Annotated in this window: 15 protein-coding genes; 6 read left to right on the top strand and 9 right to left on the bottom strand. The window is 38.5% G+C overall.

Annotated features, from left to right (window positions below; all coding sequences use genetic code 11):
* Positions 1–217: 217 nt before the first annotated feature.
* From ABXG98_RS00255 to ABXG98_RS00240, 4 genes are all read left to right on the top strand, one after another.
* The gene (locus ABXG98_RS00255) at positions 218–1,633 is read left to right on the top strand and encodes a permease family protein (RefSeq protein ID WP_353536676.1); all 1,416 of its coding nucleotides are present in this window, start codon (positions 218–220) and stop codon (positions 1,631–1,633) included.
* Between the two features lie 18 nt (positions 1,634–1,651).
* Positions 1,652–3,277 (top strand): acyl-CoA synthetase, encoded by a 1,626-nt coding sequence (locus ABXG98_RS00250; protein WP_353536675.1) that lies wholly within the window; start codon positions 1,652–1,654, stop codon positions 3,275–3,277.
* 122 nt (positions 3,278–3,399) lie between these two features.
* Entirely contained in the window at positions 3,400–5,436 is a 2,037-nt protein-coding gene (locus ABXG98_RS00245) for a cache domain-containing protein (protein ID WP_353536674.1), read from the top strand.
* A gap of 20 nt (positions 5,437–5,456) precedes the next feature.
* Entirely contained in the window at positions 5,457–6,158 is a 702-nt protein-coding gene (locus ABXG98_RS00240; protein ID WP_353536673.1) for a response regulator transcription factor, read from the top strand.
* A 14-nt stretch (positions 6,159–6,172) separates the two neighbouring features.
* On the opposite strand, the gene ABXG98_RS00235 is transcribed toward ABXG98_RS00240, so the two are convergent.
* From ABXG98_RS00235 to ABXG98_RS00195, 9 genes are all read right to left on the bottom strand, one after another.
* A complete protein-coding gene (locus tag ABXG98_RS00235; RefSeq protein WP_353536672.1) occupies positions 6,173–6,415 on the bottom strand; it encodes a hypothetical protein in 243 nt (80 codons plus the stop codon).
* 28 nt (positions 6,416–6,443) lie between these two features.
* A complete protein-coding gene (locus tag ABXG98_RS00230) occupies positions 6,444–8,132 on the bottom strand; it encodes an NAD-dependent malic enzyme (RefSeq protein WP_353536671.1) in 1,689 nt (562 codons plus the stop codon).
* Positions 8,133–8,332: 200 nt separating this feature from the next.
* Entirely contained in the window at positions 8,333–8,545 is a 213-nt protein-coding gene (gene iscX, locus ABXG98_RS00225) for a Fe-S cluster assembly protein IscX (protein ID WP_353536670.1), read from the bottom strand.
* Positions 8,546–8,716: 171 nt separating this feature from the next.
* Complete coding sequence (locus tag ABXG98_RS00220; protein ID WP_353536669.1) at positions 8,717–10,252, bottom strand: aminotransferase class V-fold PLP-dependent enzyme; 1,536 nt, start codon at positions 10,250–10,252, stop codon at positions 8,717–8,719.
* 53 nt (positions 10,253–10,305) lie between these two features.
* Positions 10,306–10,776 carry an Lrp/AsnC family transcriptional regulator gene (locus tag ABXG98_RS00215; RefSeq protein WP_353536668.1) on the bottom strand — a complete coding sequence of 157 codons (471 nt, stop codon included), beginning with the start codon at positions 10,774–10,776 and terminating at the stop codon, positions 10,306–10,308.
* Between the two features lie 207 nt (positions 10,777–10,983).
* Positions 10,984–11,775 (bottom strand): lanthanide ABC transporter permease protein PedC, encoded by a 792-nt coding sequence (locus tag ABXG98_RS00210; RefSeq protein WP_353536667.1) that lies wholly within the window; start codon positions 11,773–11,775, stop codon positions 10,984–10,986.
* Positions 11,775–12,530 (bottom strand): lanthanide ABC transporter ATP-binding protein PedB/LutE, encoded by a 756-nt coding sequence (locus ABXG98_RS00205; RefSeq protein ID WP_353536666.1) that lies wholly within the window; start codon positions 12,528–12,530, stop codon positions 11,775–11,777. Before ABXG98_RS00205 ends, ABXG98_RS00210 begins: the two co-directional genes overlap by 1 nt.
* Positions 12,500–13,450, bottom strand: a complete 951-nt coding sequence (locus ABXG98_RS00200; protein WP_353537439.1) for a YVTN family beta-propeller repeat protein — start codon at positions 13,448–13,450, stop codon at positions 12,500–12,502. Before ABXG98_RS00200 ends, ABXG98_RS00205 begins: the two co-directional genes overlap by 31 nt.
* 120 nt (positions 13,451–13,570) lie before the next feature.
* Positions 13,571–14,824 (bottom strand): lanthanide ABC transporter ABC transporter substrate-binding protein PedA1, encoded by a 1,254-nt coding sequence (locus ABXG98_RS00195; protein WP_353536665.1) that lies wholly within the window; start codon positions 14,822–14,824, stop codon positions 13,571–13,573.
* Positions 14,825–15,101: 277 nt separating this feature from the next.
* Here ABXG98_RS00195 and pedF point away from each other — a divergent pair, with 277 nt between their 5' ends.
* A complete protein-coding gene (pedF, locus tag ABXG98_RS00190) occupies positions 15,102–15,542 on the top strand; it encodes a cytochrome c-550 PedF (RefSeq protein ID WP_353536664.1) in 441 nt (146 codons plus the stop codon).
* Positions 15,529–16,428, top strand: coding sequence for a substrate-binding periplasmic protein (locus ABXG98_RS00185; RefSeq protein WP_353536663.1), 900 nt, complete (start codon positions 15,529–15,531; stop codon positions 16,426–16,428). The genes pedF and ABXG98_RS00185 overlap by 14 nt, the downstream gene beginning before the upstream one ends.
* Positions 16,429–16,452: the final 24 nt, after the last annotated feature.

Genomic DNA, 16,452 nt, shown 5'->3' with positions numbered 1-16,452 from the left:
ATAGCTCTGATAAAAAAACACAATCAAATTGCAATTAAAAGCATTTATAAACATTGACTTACCAAGCCAGTAATGAAATTAAAGTTTAAAATCACACCACCTTTCCAAGGTAAAGGTTAGCTATTAACTGTTACATTTGGTCACAATGTCGAAAAATTTCTGACATGCTTTCATAGTTCACTGCGCAGTAATATTTTTAACCACCGCAGGAATATCTATGCAACTTATTAAACGTACCCATGGTGAAGAGCAGCCGTATTGGCCAGCAGGACCATTTAAAATTAGACTACCTTTCGTACATTATCGCTGGGAACTTCCAGAAATGATTCAAGGTTTCTTTATGTTCGTGGTCGGTTTAGCCATGATCCCATTACTCGAAAGTTATTTGGGCATGCCTTATGAAGCGGCTTTAGCTTTTACTTTTATTGCCGGTGTTGGTTATATTTTACCGGCTGTACTGGGTGTTCCTTTAGTACCCGGCTGGATAACACCCGCCATACCTGTGGTATTACTTTATTTAAAAGGTTTTGAACCTGGCCCTGAAGCAATAAGAGCATTATTTGCCCTGCAAATTGAAGTTTCTATTATTTTTCTTATTTTAGGCGTGACTCGCTTAGGCTCTAAGCTAGTTGATATTATCCCAAATTCGCTCAAATGTGGCATCATCATTGGTGCTGGCATGGCGGCAATGATGGGAGAATTAAAAGTGGGTGGCCGCATTGATGCAACCCCAATTTCATTGATTGTTGGTTCTATTTTTTCAGCCTATATCTTATTTTCACTTTCGTTTAAAAATGTGATTAATGAAAGCTCTATCGCCCGAAAGCTCGCCAACTTTGGTATGGTACCGGGCATGATTATTGCGATGATTGTTGGTTGGTCTGTTGGTGAATACCCATTGCCAGCAATAGAATGGGGTATTACTAACCCTAATTTTTCGTTAATGTGGGATTATTTACCTTTCACCGTTGGCTACCCTGACTGGGAAATTTTCTTATTGGCTATTCCAACGGCAGTTATTGCCTACGTAATTGCTTTTGGCGATATCCTTGTTGGCTTTACCTTAGTTAAACGTGTTGATCATATTCGCATCGATGAAAAAATAGAAGAAAATGTCGATCGTGTTCATTTAGTTACGGCTATTCGTAATGCTATGCATGCCTTTTTAGCACCATGGCCTGGGCTATCAGGACCATTATTCACAGCTGCTCATGCAACCGTTGCTGAACGTTATGCAATGGGTCGCAAATCGATGGAGTCAATTTATAGTGGCGGTGCAACTTTTTGGATGAGTGGTTTACTTGCATTATTCGCCTTACCATTAGTGACTTTATTTAAACCCGTGCTACCCATTGCCCTTTCGATCACACTAATTCTTACTGCTTATATCTGTATTATGGTGGGCATGGAACAACTGAAAAACTCTACTGAGCGCGGTGTTGCAGGTATTGTTGCCGTTACTTTAGCTATGCCAGATCCGAAGTCCACCATGTATGCTATTTTTATTGGTGTAGTACTTTACGTGTTAATTGAGCGCCCTAGGCTGCTAGGCAAACACGACATTAAAGATAACATTTTATTTGCTGATGAAACTCAAGAAGAAGTGGCCGTAACGTCAAACAATAATACGTAGCAATAGGAGAATATATACATGACTACTATCAACATTTTTGAGCAATATTTAACGCCCAATGAAGCTAACTACTCAGCCTTAAACCCTATTTCATTTTTACAGCGTGCCGCCTTTGTTTATCCAAACAAAACGGCAACCGTTAATGGTGATGTTCGCCATACATGGTTAGAGGTTTTTCAACGCTGCACTCGTTTCGCCAGTGCGTTAACAAAACGAGGGATTGGACCGGGTGATACTGTTTCAGTAATAGCCCCCAACATTAGTGAACACTTTGAAGTGCATTTTGGTGTGCCTATGAGCGGCGCAGTACTCAATTCAATTAATACCCGTCTTGATGCTGAAGCCATTGCTTTTATACTGGTGCATGCAGAAACTAAAGTGTTAATCACAGATAAAGAATTTAGCCCTGTAGTACAAAAAGCATTACGGATGATTGCACATAAACCCTTGGTGATTGATATTGATGATCCTAGCTTCAATGACGGCCAATTAATTGGTTCATTAACCTATGATCAACTACTTGAAGAAGGTGATAGTCATTTTGCCTATTTGCAACCTAAAAACGAATGGGATGCTATCTCTTTAAATTATACCTCTGGCACAACAGGCGATCCTAAAGGGGTTGTTTACCACTACCGTGGTGCTTATCTTAACGCTGTGAGCAATGTTATGTCATGGAACATGGGCGAGCACCCTGTGTATTTATGGACATTACCTATGTTCCACTGCAACGGTTGGTGCTTTCCTTGGTCTATTGCTGCAACAGCCGGTACTAGTATTAGTTTACGGCACGTCCGTGCTGAGACCATATATGATTTAATACAAACAGAAAATGTTGGCTACTTCTGTGGCGCGCCAATTGTTTTAAATATGCTTAACGGCGCAGATCCTTCATTAAAAGAAGGCATTAACCACCCTGTGAAAGTAATGACTGCTGGAGCGCCACCACCGGCGTCAGTAATTGAAGGTATGGAAGCCTCAGGCTTTATAGTCACTCATACCTATGGCTTAACCGAGACTTATGGTCCTTCTGTGGTTTGCGCTTGGCATGATGAGTGGAACCAAGAAAGCTCCGAACAACAAGCGAAGTTAAAATCACGCCAAGGGGTTCGCTCACCCATGCTTGATCAACTAATGGTAGCCGATCCTGACACTTTAAAGCCTATGCCAAAAGATGGTAAATCTGTCGGTGAAATATTTATGCGCGGCAATTTAGTCATGAAAGGTTATTTAAAAAATCCATCCACCACGCAAGCAGCTTTTAACGGAGGCTGGTTGCACTCAGGAGATATAGCTGTTTGGCATGAAGATGGCTATATTGAAATAAAAGATCGTTCTAAAGATGTGATTATTTCAGGCGGTGAAAACATTTCAAGTGTTGAAGTAGAAGATATTTTATACCGGCACCCAAAAATTAGGGAAGTCGCCGTGGTGGCAAAAAAAGATGCAAAGTGGGGAGAATCACCTTGTGCTTTTATTACACCCATGCCAAATGTTGAAATTACAGAACAAGAAATAGTCACTTTTTGTCGTGATAATATGGCGCATTTTAAAACACCAAAAACGATCGTTTTTGGAGAACTCCCCAAAACATCAACAGGAAAGATACAAAAATTCATTTTGCGCCAACAAGCCAATGAATAACATGTAAATGTTTATCAAATAGTAGTTACCATAGTGTTCCCAACGCTACTATTTTTTTGGGCTAGCTTATCGCTAGCCCTTTTTTTATAATGCTTTATCGATTACTTGGACAAAGGTAGCTCATGTTTCTACAGCAAAAATTGTCTCGTACTTTCTTTTCAGCCATCACCTCTATTTTGCTGGTATTACTGTGTAGCCTATATTGGTATTCGGTGCCTTTAATTAATAAGGAGGTTTACAATATTGAAAAAAATGCTAGTAGACTAGTATTGAATAACGTCTTTGAGTTAGCTAGTACTATGCAACTCAACCTAAAACCTCGTAAAGAAGAAGTCGTTTACAGACTTCGTCAAATAATTAAAAACAGTGTTGTTGCCAAAACTGGTTATCTTTTTATTTTTGATGAACAAGGCAATATGTTGCATCATCCTAATCCTAACATTAATGAAACCAACGCGTTACAACTGACCAACCCAGAAACTGGTAATCCCATTTTACAAGAACTTATTGCGGTCGCTGATACAGGGAAAGAGCTTGAATATAAATGGGATAAACCTAGTGATGCCAATAATTACAGTTATAGTAAGTTATCCTTAGTTCGCCACTTACCCGAGTTAGGCTGGTATATTTGCTCCTCTGTTTACGTAGACGAATTACAAAACAGTGGCAAGTTACTGAGCCAGCGCATTTTAACTATGGGTTTTATAGCTTTTATGTGTGCGATTTTATTAGCATTGATATTTTCTTATTGGATAACAAAACCTATTAATTCCTTAGCCTTGATTGCCAGAAAAGTCAGCCAAGGCGATTTAAACGTAACCAGTGGTATTTCACGTACTGATGAATTAGGGGTTTTAGGCAAAGCATTTGACGATATGGTCACTCAGATGCGTGACAATATTGAACTGCTTGATTTGAAGGTTGCCTCTCGAACACAAACATTAGCAACAACAAATGCCCAACTGCAACAAGCACTCACCGAAAGCCAACAAGCCCAGCAGCAATTAGCGCAGGTTCAGCACATCAATGCCATAGGCCAACTTGCTGGTGGTTTAGCTCATGATTTTAATAATATTTTAGCGATTATTATAGGCAATTTACTCGCCGCCCAACAAGGTAATGAAGATAACACCCCCTTATTACTGCGCTTAGCTCCTGCCATAAAAGCTGCCCGAAAAGGTAGTGATATTACTAACCGCTTATTAGCCTTTTCTCGACGACAATATTTAGTCCCTTGTAAGGTTGACATTAAAGTACTAATTAGTGAAACAGTGGAGTTATTGCGAAGTTCCTTATCTAGTAAAATTACAATCAAAACAGAATTGTGTAGTGATAACTTTACCGTTTATATTGATGCTAATCAGTTTGAAAATTGCTTAATCAATTTGGTGTTAAATGCTAAAGATGCCATGCCTGATGGAGGCGGAATTACCATTTTGGTCGCTAAAAGAGTAGTCACTGATTATTTACAATTTGATGAAACTGTAGATTTAGGCGACTATATTAGTATCACTATTTTAGATGATGGTTGTGGCTTTTCTGAACACACAATAAATAAAGCATTCGAACTTTTTTTTACCACAAAAGAAACTCACCAAGGTTCAGGTCTGGGGTTAAGCATGGTGTTTGGTTTTATTAAGCAATCAAAAGGTTATATTCGTATTGCTAATCAACCTCAAGGTGGAGCTGAAATATCACTATTACTCCCCTTTTTTACCGGTGAAAAAAACAAGTACTACCCTAATAAATCTTTAAGTACTGATGACGTAATCCTAACAGACACATCAAAAGCAATTAACACAGAATCTAACTTCACCAATAAATTGATCTTATTAGTAGAGGATGATCATGATGTTCGCACTATTATTAGAGAGCAATTAATCTCATTTGGCCTGAATGTTATCGAAGCGAATGAAAGTGATGAAGCTGAGCAACTAATTGATACCATTGATGACTTATATGGTATGGTTTCAGATATTAGCATGCCAGGTAAAAAAGATGGCTTTGAACTAGCTACATTGCTAAAAACCCGATCGCCAAACTGTAAAATTGTTCTTATGAGTGGCTATTTTCAACAGCATAACACGCCAAATAAAGACATGCCTATTTTGTTAAGAAAGCCTTTTGAGGCAAGTCAGTTATTTCAAGCATTACAATAAAAAACGAGGTGAACAGCTTGATGAAAACTAAACCTTTAATTTACGTTATCGATGATGAATCCGACATATGCGACTTAGTTTGCCATGAGCTTGAACGTTATAATTTTAACACGCAAGCATTCAATACTGGCGAACATGCTCTATCGGCAATAAAACAACAATTGCCATCATTGTGTATTATCGATCTGGGTTTACCTGACATGGATGGTTTGTCATTAGTGAAACAACTTTTTGATGATAAAAAAATTGGCGTAATTATTTTATCTGGCCGAAACAGCTTACCTGATAAAGTCTTAGGATTAGAGCTTGGTGCCGATGATTATATTAGTAAGCCTTTCGATCCACGCGAGTTAGTTGCTCGGGTGAAAAGTATTATTCGTCGTATTGTTAGCAATGAGCTACCCGTTACAATTCACCGAACCGCCAGTTTTGGTCATTGGACATTTGATCAATCAACGCTGACTTTGTGTAATAGTCAAGGAGAACACTTTAGGTTAAGTGCTGCCGAGACCGAAATTCTAATGATCTTACTGAACGCTCCTAAGCAAATACTGTCGCGAGAACGATTATTAAGCAAAGATGCGACTTCTTTTGATCGAAGTATTGACGTTAGAATGTCCAGACTGAGAAAAAAAATAGAGCAAGACCATAAAAACCCAAAAATAATCAAAACCATTTATGGCGCTGGTTATATTTTTACTTTGGATGTTTTATGGCAGTAGGTCAGCGATAAAAGTTAACCTTCTTTTTTCAATTTAATAATCAAATCAATATGAGGGATCAGGGCTTCTACTTCACGTAAATGGCCTCTTAATGATTGCCATTGGCGAAGCTCTAACTTTCCTGAATCTAAAATGGCTTGTTTTAACTCTTCAACCAATGAGTTTTTATCATCAAGCTGAATAAACTCATTGATACGTAACAAGCTGTCAAGATCATCTTGACTGATTAAGTTGTCTACTTCATCTGCTTTAGCCATAATTAATGTCCCTCACTTTCGCAATAAATTATAAACTGATGCGTTTATATTGACGATATTCTGGTTGCCAGAAGTTTCGCTCTATTTTAGCCCTTAACTCTTCATCTGGGCGCTTAAGCGCTAAACCTTGCTCATATGCCACTTTAGCAATCGCAAACGCTATCTCTTTACTCAGTTGTGCTATTTCAGTTAATGGTGGTAGTAGCTCACCTTTGCCAGTGTTGGCTAATGGTGAAGCTGCCGCAAGTGTTTCACTAGCAACTTGCAACATTTTGTCAGTGATACGATTAATATTAGCAGAAACTACGCCTAAACCAATGCCAGGAAAAATATAACTATTATTGCATTGTGCGATTGGGAATACTTGTCCTTGATATTCAACCGGATCAAATGGGCTGCCTGTAGCAATAATGACCTTACCTTCAGTCCAGTTAATCACCTGAGTCGGTGTTGCTTCAACTTGTCTTGATGGATTACTTAACGGAAAAATAATCGGCTTATCACAATGTTGTTTCATCGCTTTAATCACTGCTTCACTAAACAAACCAGCTTGACCAGAAACCCCTATCAAAATATCAGGCTTAGCCCCGTGCATTACTTCAATAAGTGAAGCATATTCACCTTCAATTTGCCAAGACTCTATGGCAACATTCGTTTGTACTAGTTTTTGCTGAAAGTCGCGTAAGTCGGTCATGTTTTGACTCAGCAAACCAAAGCGATCAACCATAAATATTTGGCTGCGTGCCTGCATCGGTGAAATACCTTCACTGATCATTTGGGTAATAATTTGCTCTGCAATACCACAACCTGCTGAGCCAGCACCAACAAAAGCAACTTTAAGTTGTGATAACCTCACTCCTTTACTGCGACATGCAGCAAGTAAAGTCCCCACAGTGACAGAAGCTGTACCTTGTATATCATCATTGAAACAACAAATTTGGTCACGATATCTACTCAAAAGCGGCATTGCATTGGGCTGAGCAAAGTCTTCAAATTGCAACATAACATGAGGCCAACGACGTTTAACGGCGCTGATAAATAACTCTAAAAACTCATCATATTGCGCTTGCTCTATACGTTTGTGGCGCGCTCCCATATACATAGGATCATCAAGTAACTTTTGGTTATTAGTGCCAACGTCAAGCATTACTGGCAAAGTATAAGCTGGGCTAATACCACCACAAGCTGTGTATAACGATAATTTACCAATAGGGATGCCCATTCCGCCTATACCTTGATCACCCAAACCAAGAATACGTTCGCCGTCGGTAACAACAATGACTTTCACTTTATTTTTGGTGGCATTTCGTAAGATATCATCAATGTGATACCTGTCTTCATAAGAAATAAAGAGTCCGCGAGAGCTACGATATATATCAGAAAACTGTTCACAAGCATCACCAACTGTTGGTGTGTAAATAATAGGCATCATTTCAGCTAAATGACGTTGTACTAACTTAAAAAATAAGGTTTCATTGTTATCGTGGATCGCACGTAAATAAATGTGCTTGTTGATATTGTTATGAAAACTGCTGTATTGGCGGTAAGCTCTTGCAACTTGTTCGTCAATAGTTTCGTATCGAGGCGGCAATAAACCAACTAAATTAAAATTAATACGTTCTTGTTCGTTGAAAGCACTGCCTTTATTCAGTAAGGGGGTTTCTAATAAGGAGGGGCCTGAGTATGGGATATATAAAGAACGTTTACTTTTAGTCATTGTTATTTGTCGCTTCCAATTGAATTATAGTTATGGTGAATATTGAAAATACACCTAGAAAATGCGGGTGAGAGTATAAATGATATTTGCCTTTCAGCAAAGACTATAAAGATCTGTAGTAAGCACTAAAAGTTTTATTAAAAGCTTAAAGCATTGGCTTAGTGCTCTTTGCTATATAACTAACTAAATCAATACTGAGGCTAATCAACTTCAGCTATCCAGGCTAATTGAATTGCTTCAAGTACACGTTCACCACAATGATTTGGCTCATCATCAAAACGCTCTAACGCCAATACCCATCGCCTAAGATCGGTAAAATGTATTGTTAATGGGTCAATATCTGGGTGTTTTTCAATTAAATCTAACGCTATTTCTAGCGAGTCTATCCATTTTAATCCTGAAGATACGCTCATAATTCACCCTACCTACCAATTTCATTGGCATTAAAACAACAAATGAAACCAAAAATAATCTACTATTAACATTAGTATAAGCCACAGTAAAAGCAACCTTGCTCTTTGACAAAATGGACAGTCGGTATGCCACCATTGTTGAAGCTGGGTAAATAAGTTAGTTTTCTTCATTTATCGAAACAATCTCTTTAACATAGAGCCCTGTGCTAAGGGTGCCGTTGAAGTACCTATACTATCACCACAGGCTAATGGATTAAAATTGGCTAAGCCAATATAGTCCGTGTTCGAATGCTGCTTTTCAAAATCTCCCGTCGCAGGATTGAAGCGGTATTCTTTTGACCACTGACTGATATTTTGCGTTATCGCATTAATCGCTTCAACCACATATTTAGCCTCAGTATCAGTGGTGGTTGGATGAAAAGACGCACGTATCCAGCCCGGTTTCTCACAATAATCTCCCTCATTGATTTGCTGTGTAATATGGTTTGAGGTGTCGTGATCAACATTCAATAAAATATGACCATAGGTACCAGCACACGAACAACCACCTCGGGTTTGTATGCCAAACTTATCATTAAGTAAACGTACCACTAAGTTGTAATGCACGTTGACAATATAAAATGAGATAATTGCCAATCGCTCAGTGATTAAAGGTTCAAGTATCCTTACCTGCTCGTTTTTATTTAGCTCACCCATGACCAAGTGAGTTAATGCTTGCTCACGCGCTGCAATATTATCAATACCCATAGCCTCTTTGACTTTAATCGCTAACGCCGTGCGAATACATTGTAAAAACCCCGGTGTTCCACCATCTTCTCTAATTTCAATATTGTTAAAAAAACTGTGTTCTCCCCATGGGTTTGTCCAAGTAACTGTGCCACCGCCGGGGTGATCAGGTACCTTGTTTTTATACAGTGTTTTATTAAAAATAAGTACGCCTGAACTACCCGGCCCTCCTAAAAATTTATGGGGAGAAAAGAAAATAGCATCTAAAGCTTGAGCTTTGTTGACCGGATGCATGTCGATGTCCACATAAGGAGCGGAACAAGCAAAATCGACAAAACACAAACCACCATGTTCATGCATGACTTGGGCTAATTGATGATAAGGTGTTTTAATTCCTGTGACATTAGAGCACGCGGTGAAAGAGCCAATTTTAACCTTACGGTCTTTATATTCTTCTAGTAGCTGCGCCAAGTTATCTAAACAAGGTAAACCATTTTCATCACTTGCTACTATTTTTAACGTAACATCACACTCATTCCACGTAGTTTGGTTAGAGTGGTGTTCCATATGGGTAATAAAAACAACTGGCTTTTCTTGGTCATTAAAATGTATTTTATCGGCCATACGTTCAGGGATACGCAAACCCAGAATACGTTGAAATTTATTCACCACATCCGTCATGCCTGCCCCAGAAGTGATTAAAATATCATTATCACAGGCATTAACATGACGTTTAATAATTTTCTGCGCATCATGATAAGCATGAGTCATGGTGCTGCCAGTGAGATTAGTCTCGGTGTGAGTATTGGCGACATAAGGGCCAAGAATATTGCTAATATAATCTTCTATGGGCTGGTATAAACGACCACTTGCAGTCCAGTCAGCATAAAGAATCGCTTGTTGCTTACCGTTAATCTCATGGACAAGGTCTTGACCAATAATATGCGTTCTAAATTGAGAAAAATGCTGCGCTAATGACATGATATTACCCTTTAAATTCTGCAAATCAGCTTGATTTGCTGATTCGTTTGTACTTAATTATCAGGAAGAGGCAGTGGTAACTCAGTAGAGTGTTTAATCTCTTCCATGGCAAAACTAGAGGTCACATCGGTCAAACTTGTTGCTTGAATAAAACGTTGATAGAAAGCATCGTAGCTGGCAATATCCTTAACGACTACCCGTAACAAGTAATCATACTCACCACTCATTCGATAAAAATCAACCACTTCAGGAAACGCTGACACAGTTGTTGAAAACTGCGCTAACCAATCGCTATCATGCTTACTAGTTTTCACTTGCACAAACACAGAAACACTCAAGTCGAGTAATTTAGCATCAAGTAAAGCGACTTTACGTTTGATAATACCGCTGTTTTCTAGTTTTTGTAGACGACGCCAACAAGGTGTTTTAGTTAAACCAACTTGCTTAGCCAACTCGTCGACGGCAATACTAACATCACGCTGTAAAATAGCAATAAGCCGCAAGTCTATGTCATTTAAGTTCATTCTGTTTTATTTTTTAATTGAATTTAAAAACAAAATACTAATAGAGCACAAAAAAAGCAAGTGAATTGGAAAATGATTACCAAAAAATAAGTTTCAGAGAAATTTCATTTCTCCAAAAAATTGATATTAATTAAAAATAAATGGAAATAGTTACTTAAATAACAAGATAAAGTGCAGGTATAAGAAAAAAGTGTATTGATTGGAGGGTTAATTACCACGTCTATGACTCTGCTGTGGTCTAAAGCTAAGTAAAGCAAAACTCGAAGCAAACACCGTAGCAATGAGCACTGTACTGAAGGCAGGCAAACTTAACTGCGAATATAGTGCAAAACGTAAAAACTCAACACAAGCAGTAAATGGATTGAGTTGACAAATCCAATACAGCCAAAGACTCGCTTCCTGCATTTTCCATAATGGATATAAAGCACTAGACAAAAAAAACAATGGAAAAATAACGAAATTCATCACTCCTGCAAAATTTTCCAACTGTTTAATCAGGTTCGACAGCATTAATCCTAGGGAGCCAAGAAAAAATGCAATCAAAAAAATAGCCGGTATCGCACTGACATAACCCATTAATGGTACGTCAACGCCAATAAACTGAGCAAAAAGTAAAAAAATAAAAACCTGTAACAGCGACAATAATGCACTAGCAATTAATTTACACAACAACAAAAAGGGGCGAGGCAAAGGACTCATGAGTAAAACTTTCATGCTGCCCATCTCACGATCATAGACCATAGAAAGTGAACTTTGCATACCATTAAATAATATGATCATGCAACAAAGCCCAGGAATAATATATTGCTGATAAGTAATATAAGTTCCATAAGGTTCCATAATAGAAATACCTAAGGCAGATCTAAAACCGGCAGCGAAAACAACTAACCACAACAGCGGTCTAACTAAAGCGCTCAGTAAGCGGGAACGCTGTTGGAAGAAACGTAAAACTTCCCGTTTAACAATCCCATTAAAACAATAAAGATAACGCCTATTCATTACAGTAACTCCGTATTTGAAGTTAAAGTACGATATAGTTGGTAAATATCTTCGGTTTGATACTTACCACATAACTCACCTGCTATGCCTTGAGCTTCAATTTTTCCTTGATTGATAATAATTAACTGATCTTCTGCAGATATTTCATCAATTAAATGCGTTGCCCATAACACACAGATATCTAACTCCTGGCATAGATGCTTAACATATTGAGTGATCATTTTTCTGCTATCAATATCTAAACCAACAGTTGCCTCATCAAGTAATAACACTTTGGGTTGATGAATTAACGCCCTAGCAATTTCAACACGACGGCGGTGCCCGCCATTTAATGTTCTTACTTTATCATTGAGCCGTTTGGTGAGTTCCAATTCCGATAAAATCAAACGAATATTGTCTAGGGCAGATTCCTCTGAAATACCATGCAGTGCAGCAAAATAAAGTAGGTTCTGCTTAACTGATAAATCTAAGTCTAATGTGCTTTGCTGAAAAACCACCCCCATAGAACGCATAATATTGGCACCATTACCACAAAAATCATGACCATTAATCTGAATATTCCCTGAAGCCGACTGAAAAAGCCCCGTTAACATTGCAAACAAGGTGCTTTTTCCAGCACCGTTAGGTCCTAGCAAGACATGAAAACCATGAGCAAGCTCAAGGTTCAACCCGTTTATTGCTGGCTTTTTACCATAATAAAAAGTCAGCTGGTTAATCACTATACTCATGGCTGCTGACGTATCGCTACGCCCCATGGGTAGCGCCCTACTTTGATAGATTTAGTCACTTTCATTTGTTCAACATCAATCACTGAAACATCACCGCTAACACCGTTGGTCGTTAACAACTGAGTTTGATCATGATTAAAAGCAAGCTGCCATACTCTTCGTCCAACCAATAAATATTTTTCAACCGCCATTGTATTGCGATTTATGACAGCAACATGGTTTGCCGGCCCCAGTGCCACAAAGGCGTATTTACCATTGTTGGTTAATTCTATCCCTACTGGCTGTACTCGGTCGCTATGAATACCACGAATGGCAAACGAAAACTCTTGGGTTATTTTTTGTGTCGCAACATCGAGTATGACTACTTTTCCACCAATTTCCGAGCTGACCCATAAATAACGACCATCTTGAGTAAACATTGCAGCCCTTGGTCTTGCTCCCACTAGGGTGTTAGCAAAGTTCTTATTGGTTTGGGTATTAATCCAGTGCACCATATTAGTGGTTTCAGAGGTTACCACCACAATGCTTCCATCAGGACTGACCGCTAGGCCTTCAGGCTCAACCCCTACATCTATTTGACTAATAACCATGGCGCTATCAATATCAATCACTGTTAATAGAGCATCATCTTCATTCGAGGTATATATAATCTCGCCATTAGGATGTAAAGCAATAGTTTCAGGATCTTCCCCTGAAGGCAGCTCCCCGACTATTTCTTCACTTTCAATATTTAACACCTGAATGCGATCTGATTCGCTTGCACAAATGTAGGCTAAAGTTTGCGTTTTATTAAAAACAATGCCTCGAGGGCGTAAACCTACCTCAATGGTTTGAACCACTTTTTTCTGGCGTAGATCAATCACTGAAATGTTGTCATCCTTTTCATTGGTGACATAAGCAAATTCATTGGCAACACTCAATGTACTGTAAAAAAAGGTACCAATCATTAATACCCTTAAACCCAATAATTTAAAAAATAATGTTGTTTTCATATTTTACCTTACACTTTTTTCATTCAGCGATTATGTTAATTGAGTATTAAAAAATAGATAAATCAAGACGGTAGATTATATTGATAATTTGCATTGTGACTCTGGTTTATCATAGCCTAATGTATCAAGTTCAGTCACCGGATGAAGCATACCTGGCAATGGTGCTTGTGTGACCAGCGCATGAGGGTGTACTAAAGCCAACGGCATTCTCAATTGTTGGTTCCAAGCTCTGAAGCTGAGTTTTCGCCCCTTGTAAGCCGACAACTCAAAAGCATTTGAGTGAAGATATTTAACCAACTTATCCACCTCAACTTCCTGTAATTTATGTATAGACTGCGCAACACTGCGTATTGCCAAATAACCGGCAAAATCAACATCATTCATGGCTCTATTCGCTAATTGCGTAAATCGGTGTTGTAGCTGAGTTGCTCCCCATTGCTCAATCACACTGTGCCATGCTAATGCTTCTAACCCTGCTGAACCAATTACCGGCCTAGGCAGATAGGTATTAAAGGGGAGCAATTCTGAAAAATATTTATGTTTATCTGCAACATAAATCACATCATATGCTTGTCGCGTTTGAGTAAATAATGGAATTTCTTGTTGAGCACTGCGTCTGAGATCCGTATCAAAATCCCACTGTTTTTTTGAGATAATGGTTAAACCAAAACGTTTAGCTGCCCGTTCAAAAGACTTAACTAACTGAATATCATCATGTGTTTTACCACTAATGATTAGCACTTTATTCATTCGGCGATACAACAAATACTGAGCAAGTGCATCGGAGGTCATCGCATTACTAGGAATAGTGTGAAATATTGCAGCCAAGCACTGCTTGGTCCGCAGTTCATCGGCCGTCTCACTGATATTAAATAGCAGTACCTTTTTATTTTCCGACCATGAATTAACTTGTTCTAATTGCGCTATTGGTGCATCAAGGATAAAAACACGTCGTCCCTGCTGGTATTCACTTACTATCTTTGACAAAAACTGTTTTTTTTCAGTCACTTTAAAGTAATTTAATTCAAAGCGTTGCTGTAAAAACTTGCCAGTCGTGTTGGAGTCATTTATGCCAAGTTTTGCACCAAAGTAACCACTATCGTTGGGTTTTTTCAATAAAGAGGATAAAGCGGGCGGTTGCTGTTTTACTAACTTTACATAACTAATAGTCGTTGTTATTTCACCAGAAAAAGCACTTTCACAAAATACCCACATTCCAAGGGATATCACCTGTATTAGGTATTGTTTAATACGTATTTTTGTCACAAGAAACATAGCGACCTCAACTAAAAAAATGACATTTTGACGCGTAGTCAAATTGCTCAACATGCTACAAGCATATAGAAAAACAGACCAAAGTAAAAAAACACCACTCTATAAAAATATCATTAAGCAACTGATAAGAAAGGAATAATAAAAAAACACTTACTTTTCTTCATATAAAATCATACTAAAGGATGACGTCTAACCGAGCTAAAGTACAATTCTGGTTAACCACCGTGCTCGTTAATATGGCTCATCGAAACTAATCACATAATGACTTAAATAATTATTTTCACGACAACTTACTTTCACCCAACATACATAGACAAAAAGGTTTAGAGCAATGATAAAATTTAATTTAGGACGTAGCTGTTTTGTTGCATTAATATCACTGTATTCATTTGCTATATCAGCTCATGGTCCTGTTACTCCTCAAGCAATTGATTCATCTACACTTCCTCAGCTTGGGGAAGAATGGGAAGAAACTAACCCTTATCGAGAACATGAAGGTGATACATTAAAGGAAATCATTCGTGTCGGTGCTTCAGCCTATAACCAAAACTGTGCTCGCTGTCATGGTCTAGAAGGCATTTCTGGCGGCATAGCCCCTGACTTACGTGAGTTGGCAACTGATTATGATGGAGATGAATGGTATATTTATCGTGTTCAAAATGGTGCTGTTCGCAACGGCGCTGTTTACATGCCTAAAATGACTGAACACCTATCTCAAGAAGCACTTTGGTCTATTCGTACTTGGTTAGAGTCTGTTAGTGAAAAACAGTAAATTATACTTCCTTCTCTGTTACTTGAGTTGTTGTGCCATATTTCACACAACAACTTTTGCTCGATCCTACGATGACATCATCGATAGTCAAAGCATCGCTATTGCCATTTATGATAATTTTGCTCCTTTTTCTTACCAAGAAAAAGGCCAAAACAAGGGGATTGATGTAGATGTTGCCAAGCACATTGCTAAACAACTTGGTGTCGAACTTAAGCTACGATGGATGAGCGCCGGTGAAAATGTTGAAGGGGATTTACGTAATAATCTCTGGAAAGGCGATTTGATCAACCGAACAGTAGCTGATCTTATGTTGCGTACGCCTTATGATAAAAATTATTCAATGCTTCGCGACGATGTTGGCCTCTTAGTTCATGAACAAGTTCACATGTTTGCTCCTTATCATACTGAATCATGGCAAATTATTTTCAACAGAAAAAAAATTGATGCTGTCCCTACTATGGCAATTTTTCAGTATCATGATATTGGGGTCGAAGTTGATTCTATTCCTCAATTTTATTTACTCTCGGCTTTCAATGGTCGCATGCGCAATAGGGCCAAACATTTTAGCTCAATCCCATTAGCTTTAGTGGCAATGCAAACAGGTAAAGTTGATGCTGTAATGGGCTTGCGGAGCCAAATTACCCATCACCAACAACAGCTTTCAAACACCGATTTTCAATTAGCGACCAATGCTTTTCCCATGATTGGACGACAACAATGGGATATTGGTATGGCGGTTAAGAAAGATTACCGTCAATTAAGCTACGCCGTAGCCGATATTGTTGAAGCGATGATACAGCAAGGAATAATGCAGCAAATATTTGCTAAGTACCATGTGCATTACCAAACCCCAAGTTTATATCATCCCTATTCTCATACTAAATGATGAAAAAAACGCTACTGCTGTTCA

The organism is Colwellia sp. KU-HH00111 (assembly GCF_040362745.1).
Lineage (GTDB): Bacteria > Pseudomonadota > Gammaproteobacteria > Enterobacterales > Alteromonadaceae > Colwellia.
The sequence above is the reverse complement of the archived record's forward strand: the minus strand, read 5'-3'. Positions and strand labels throughout refer to the sequence as shown.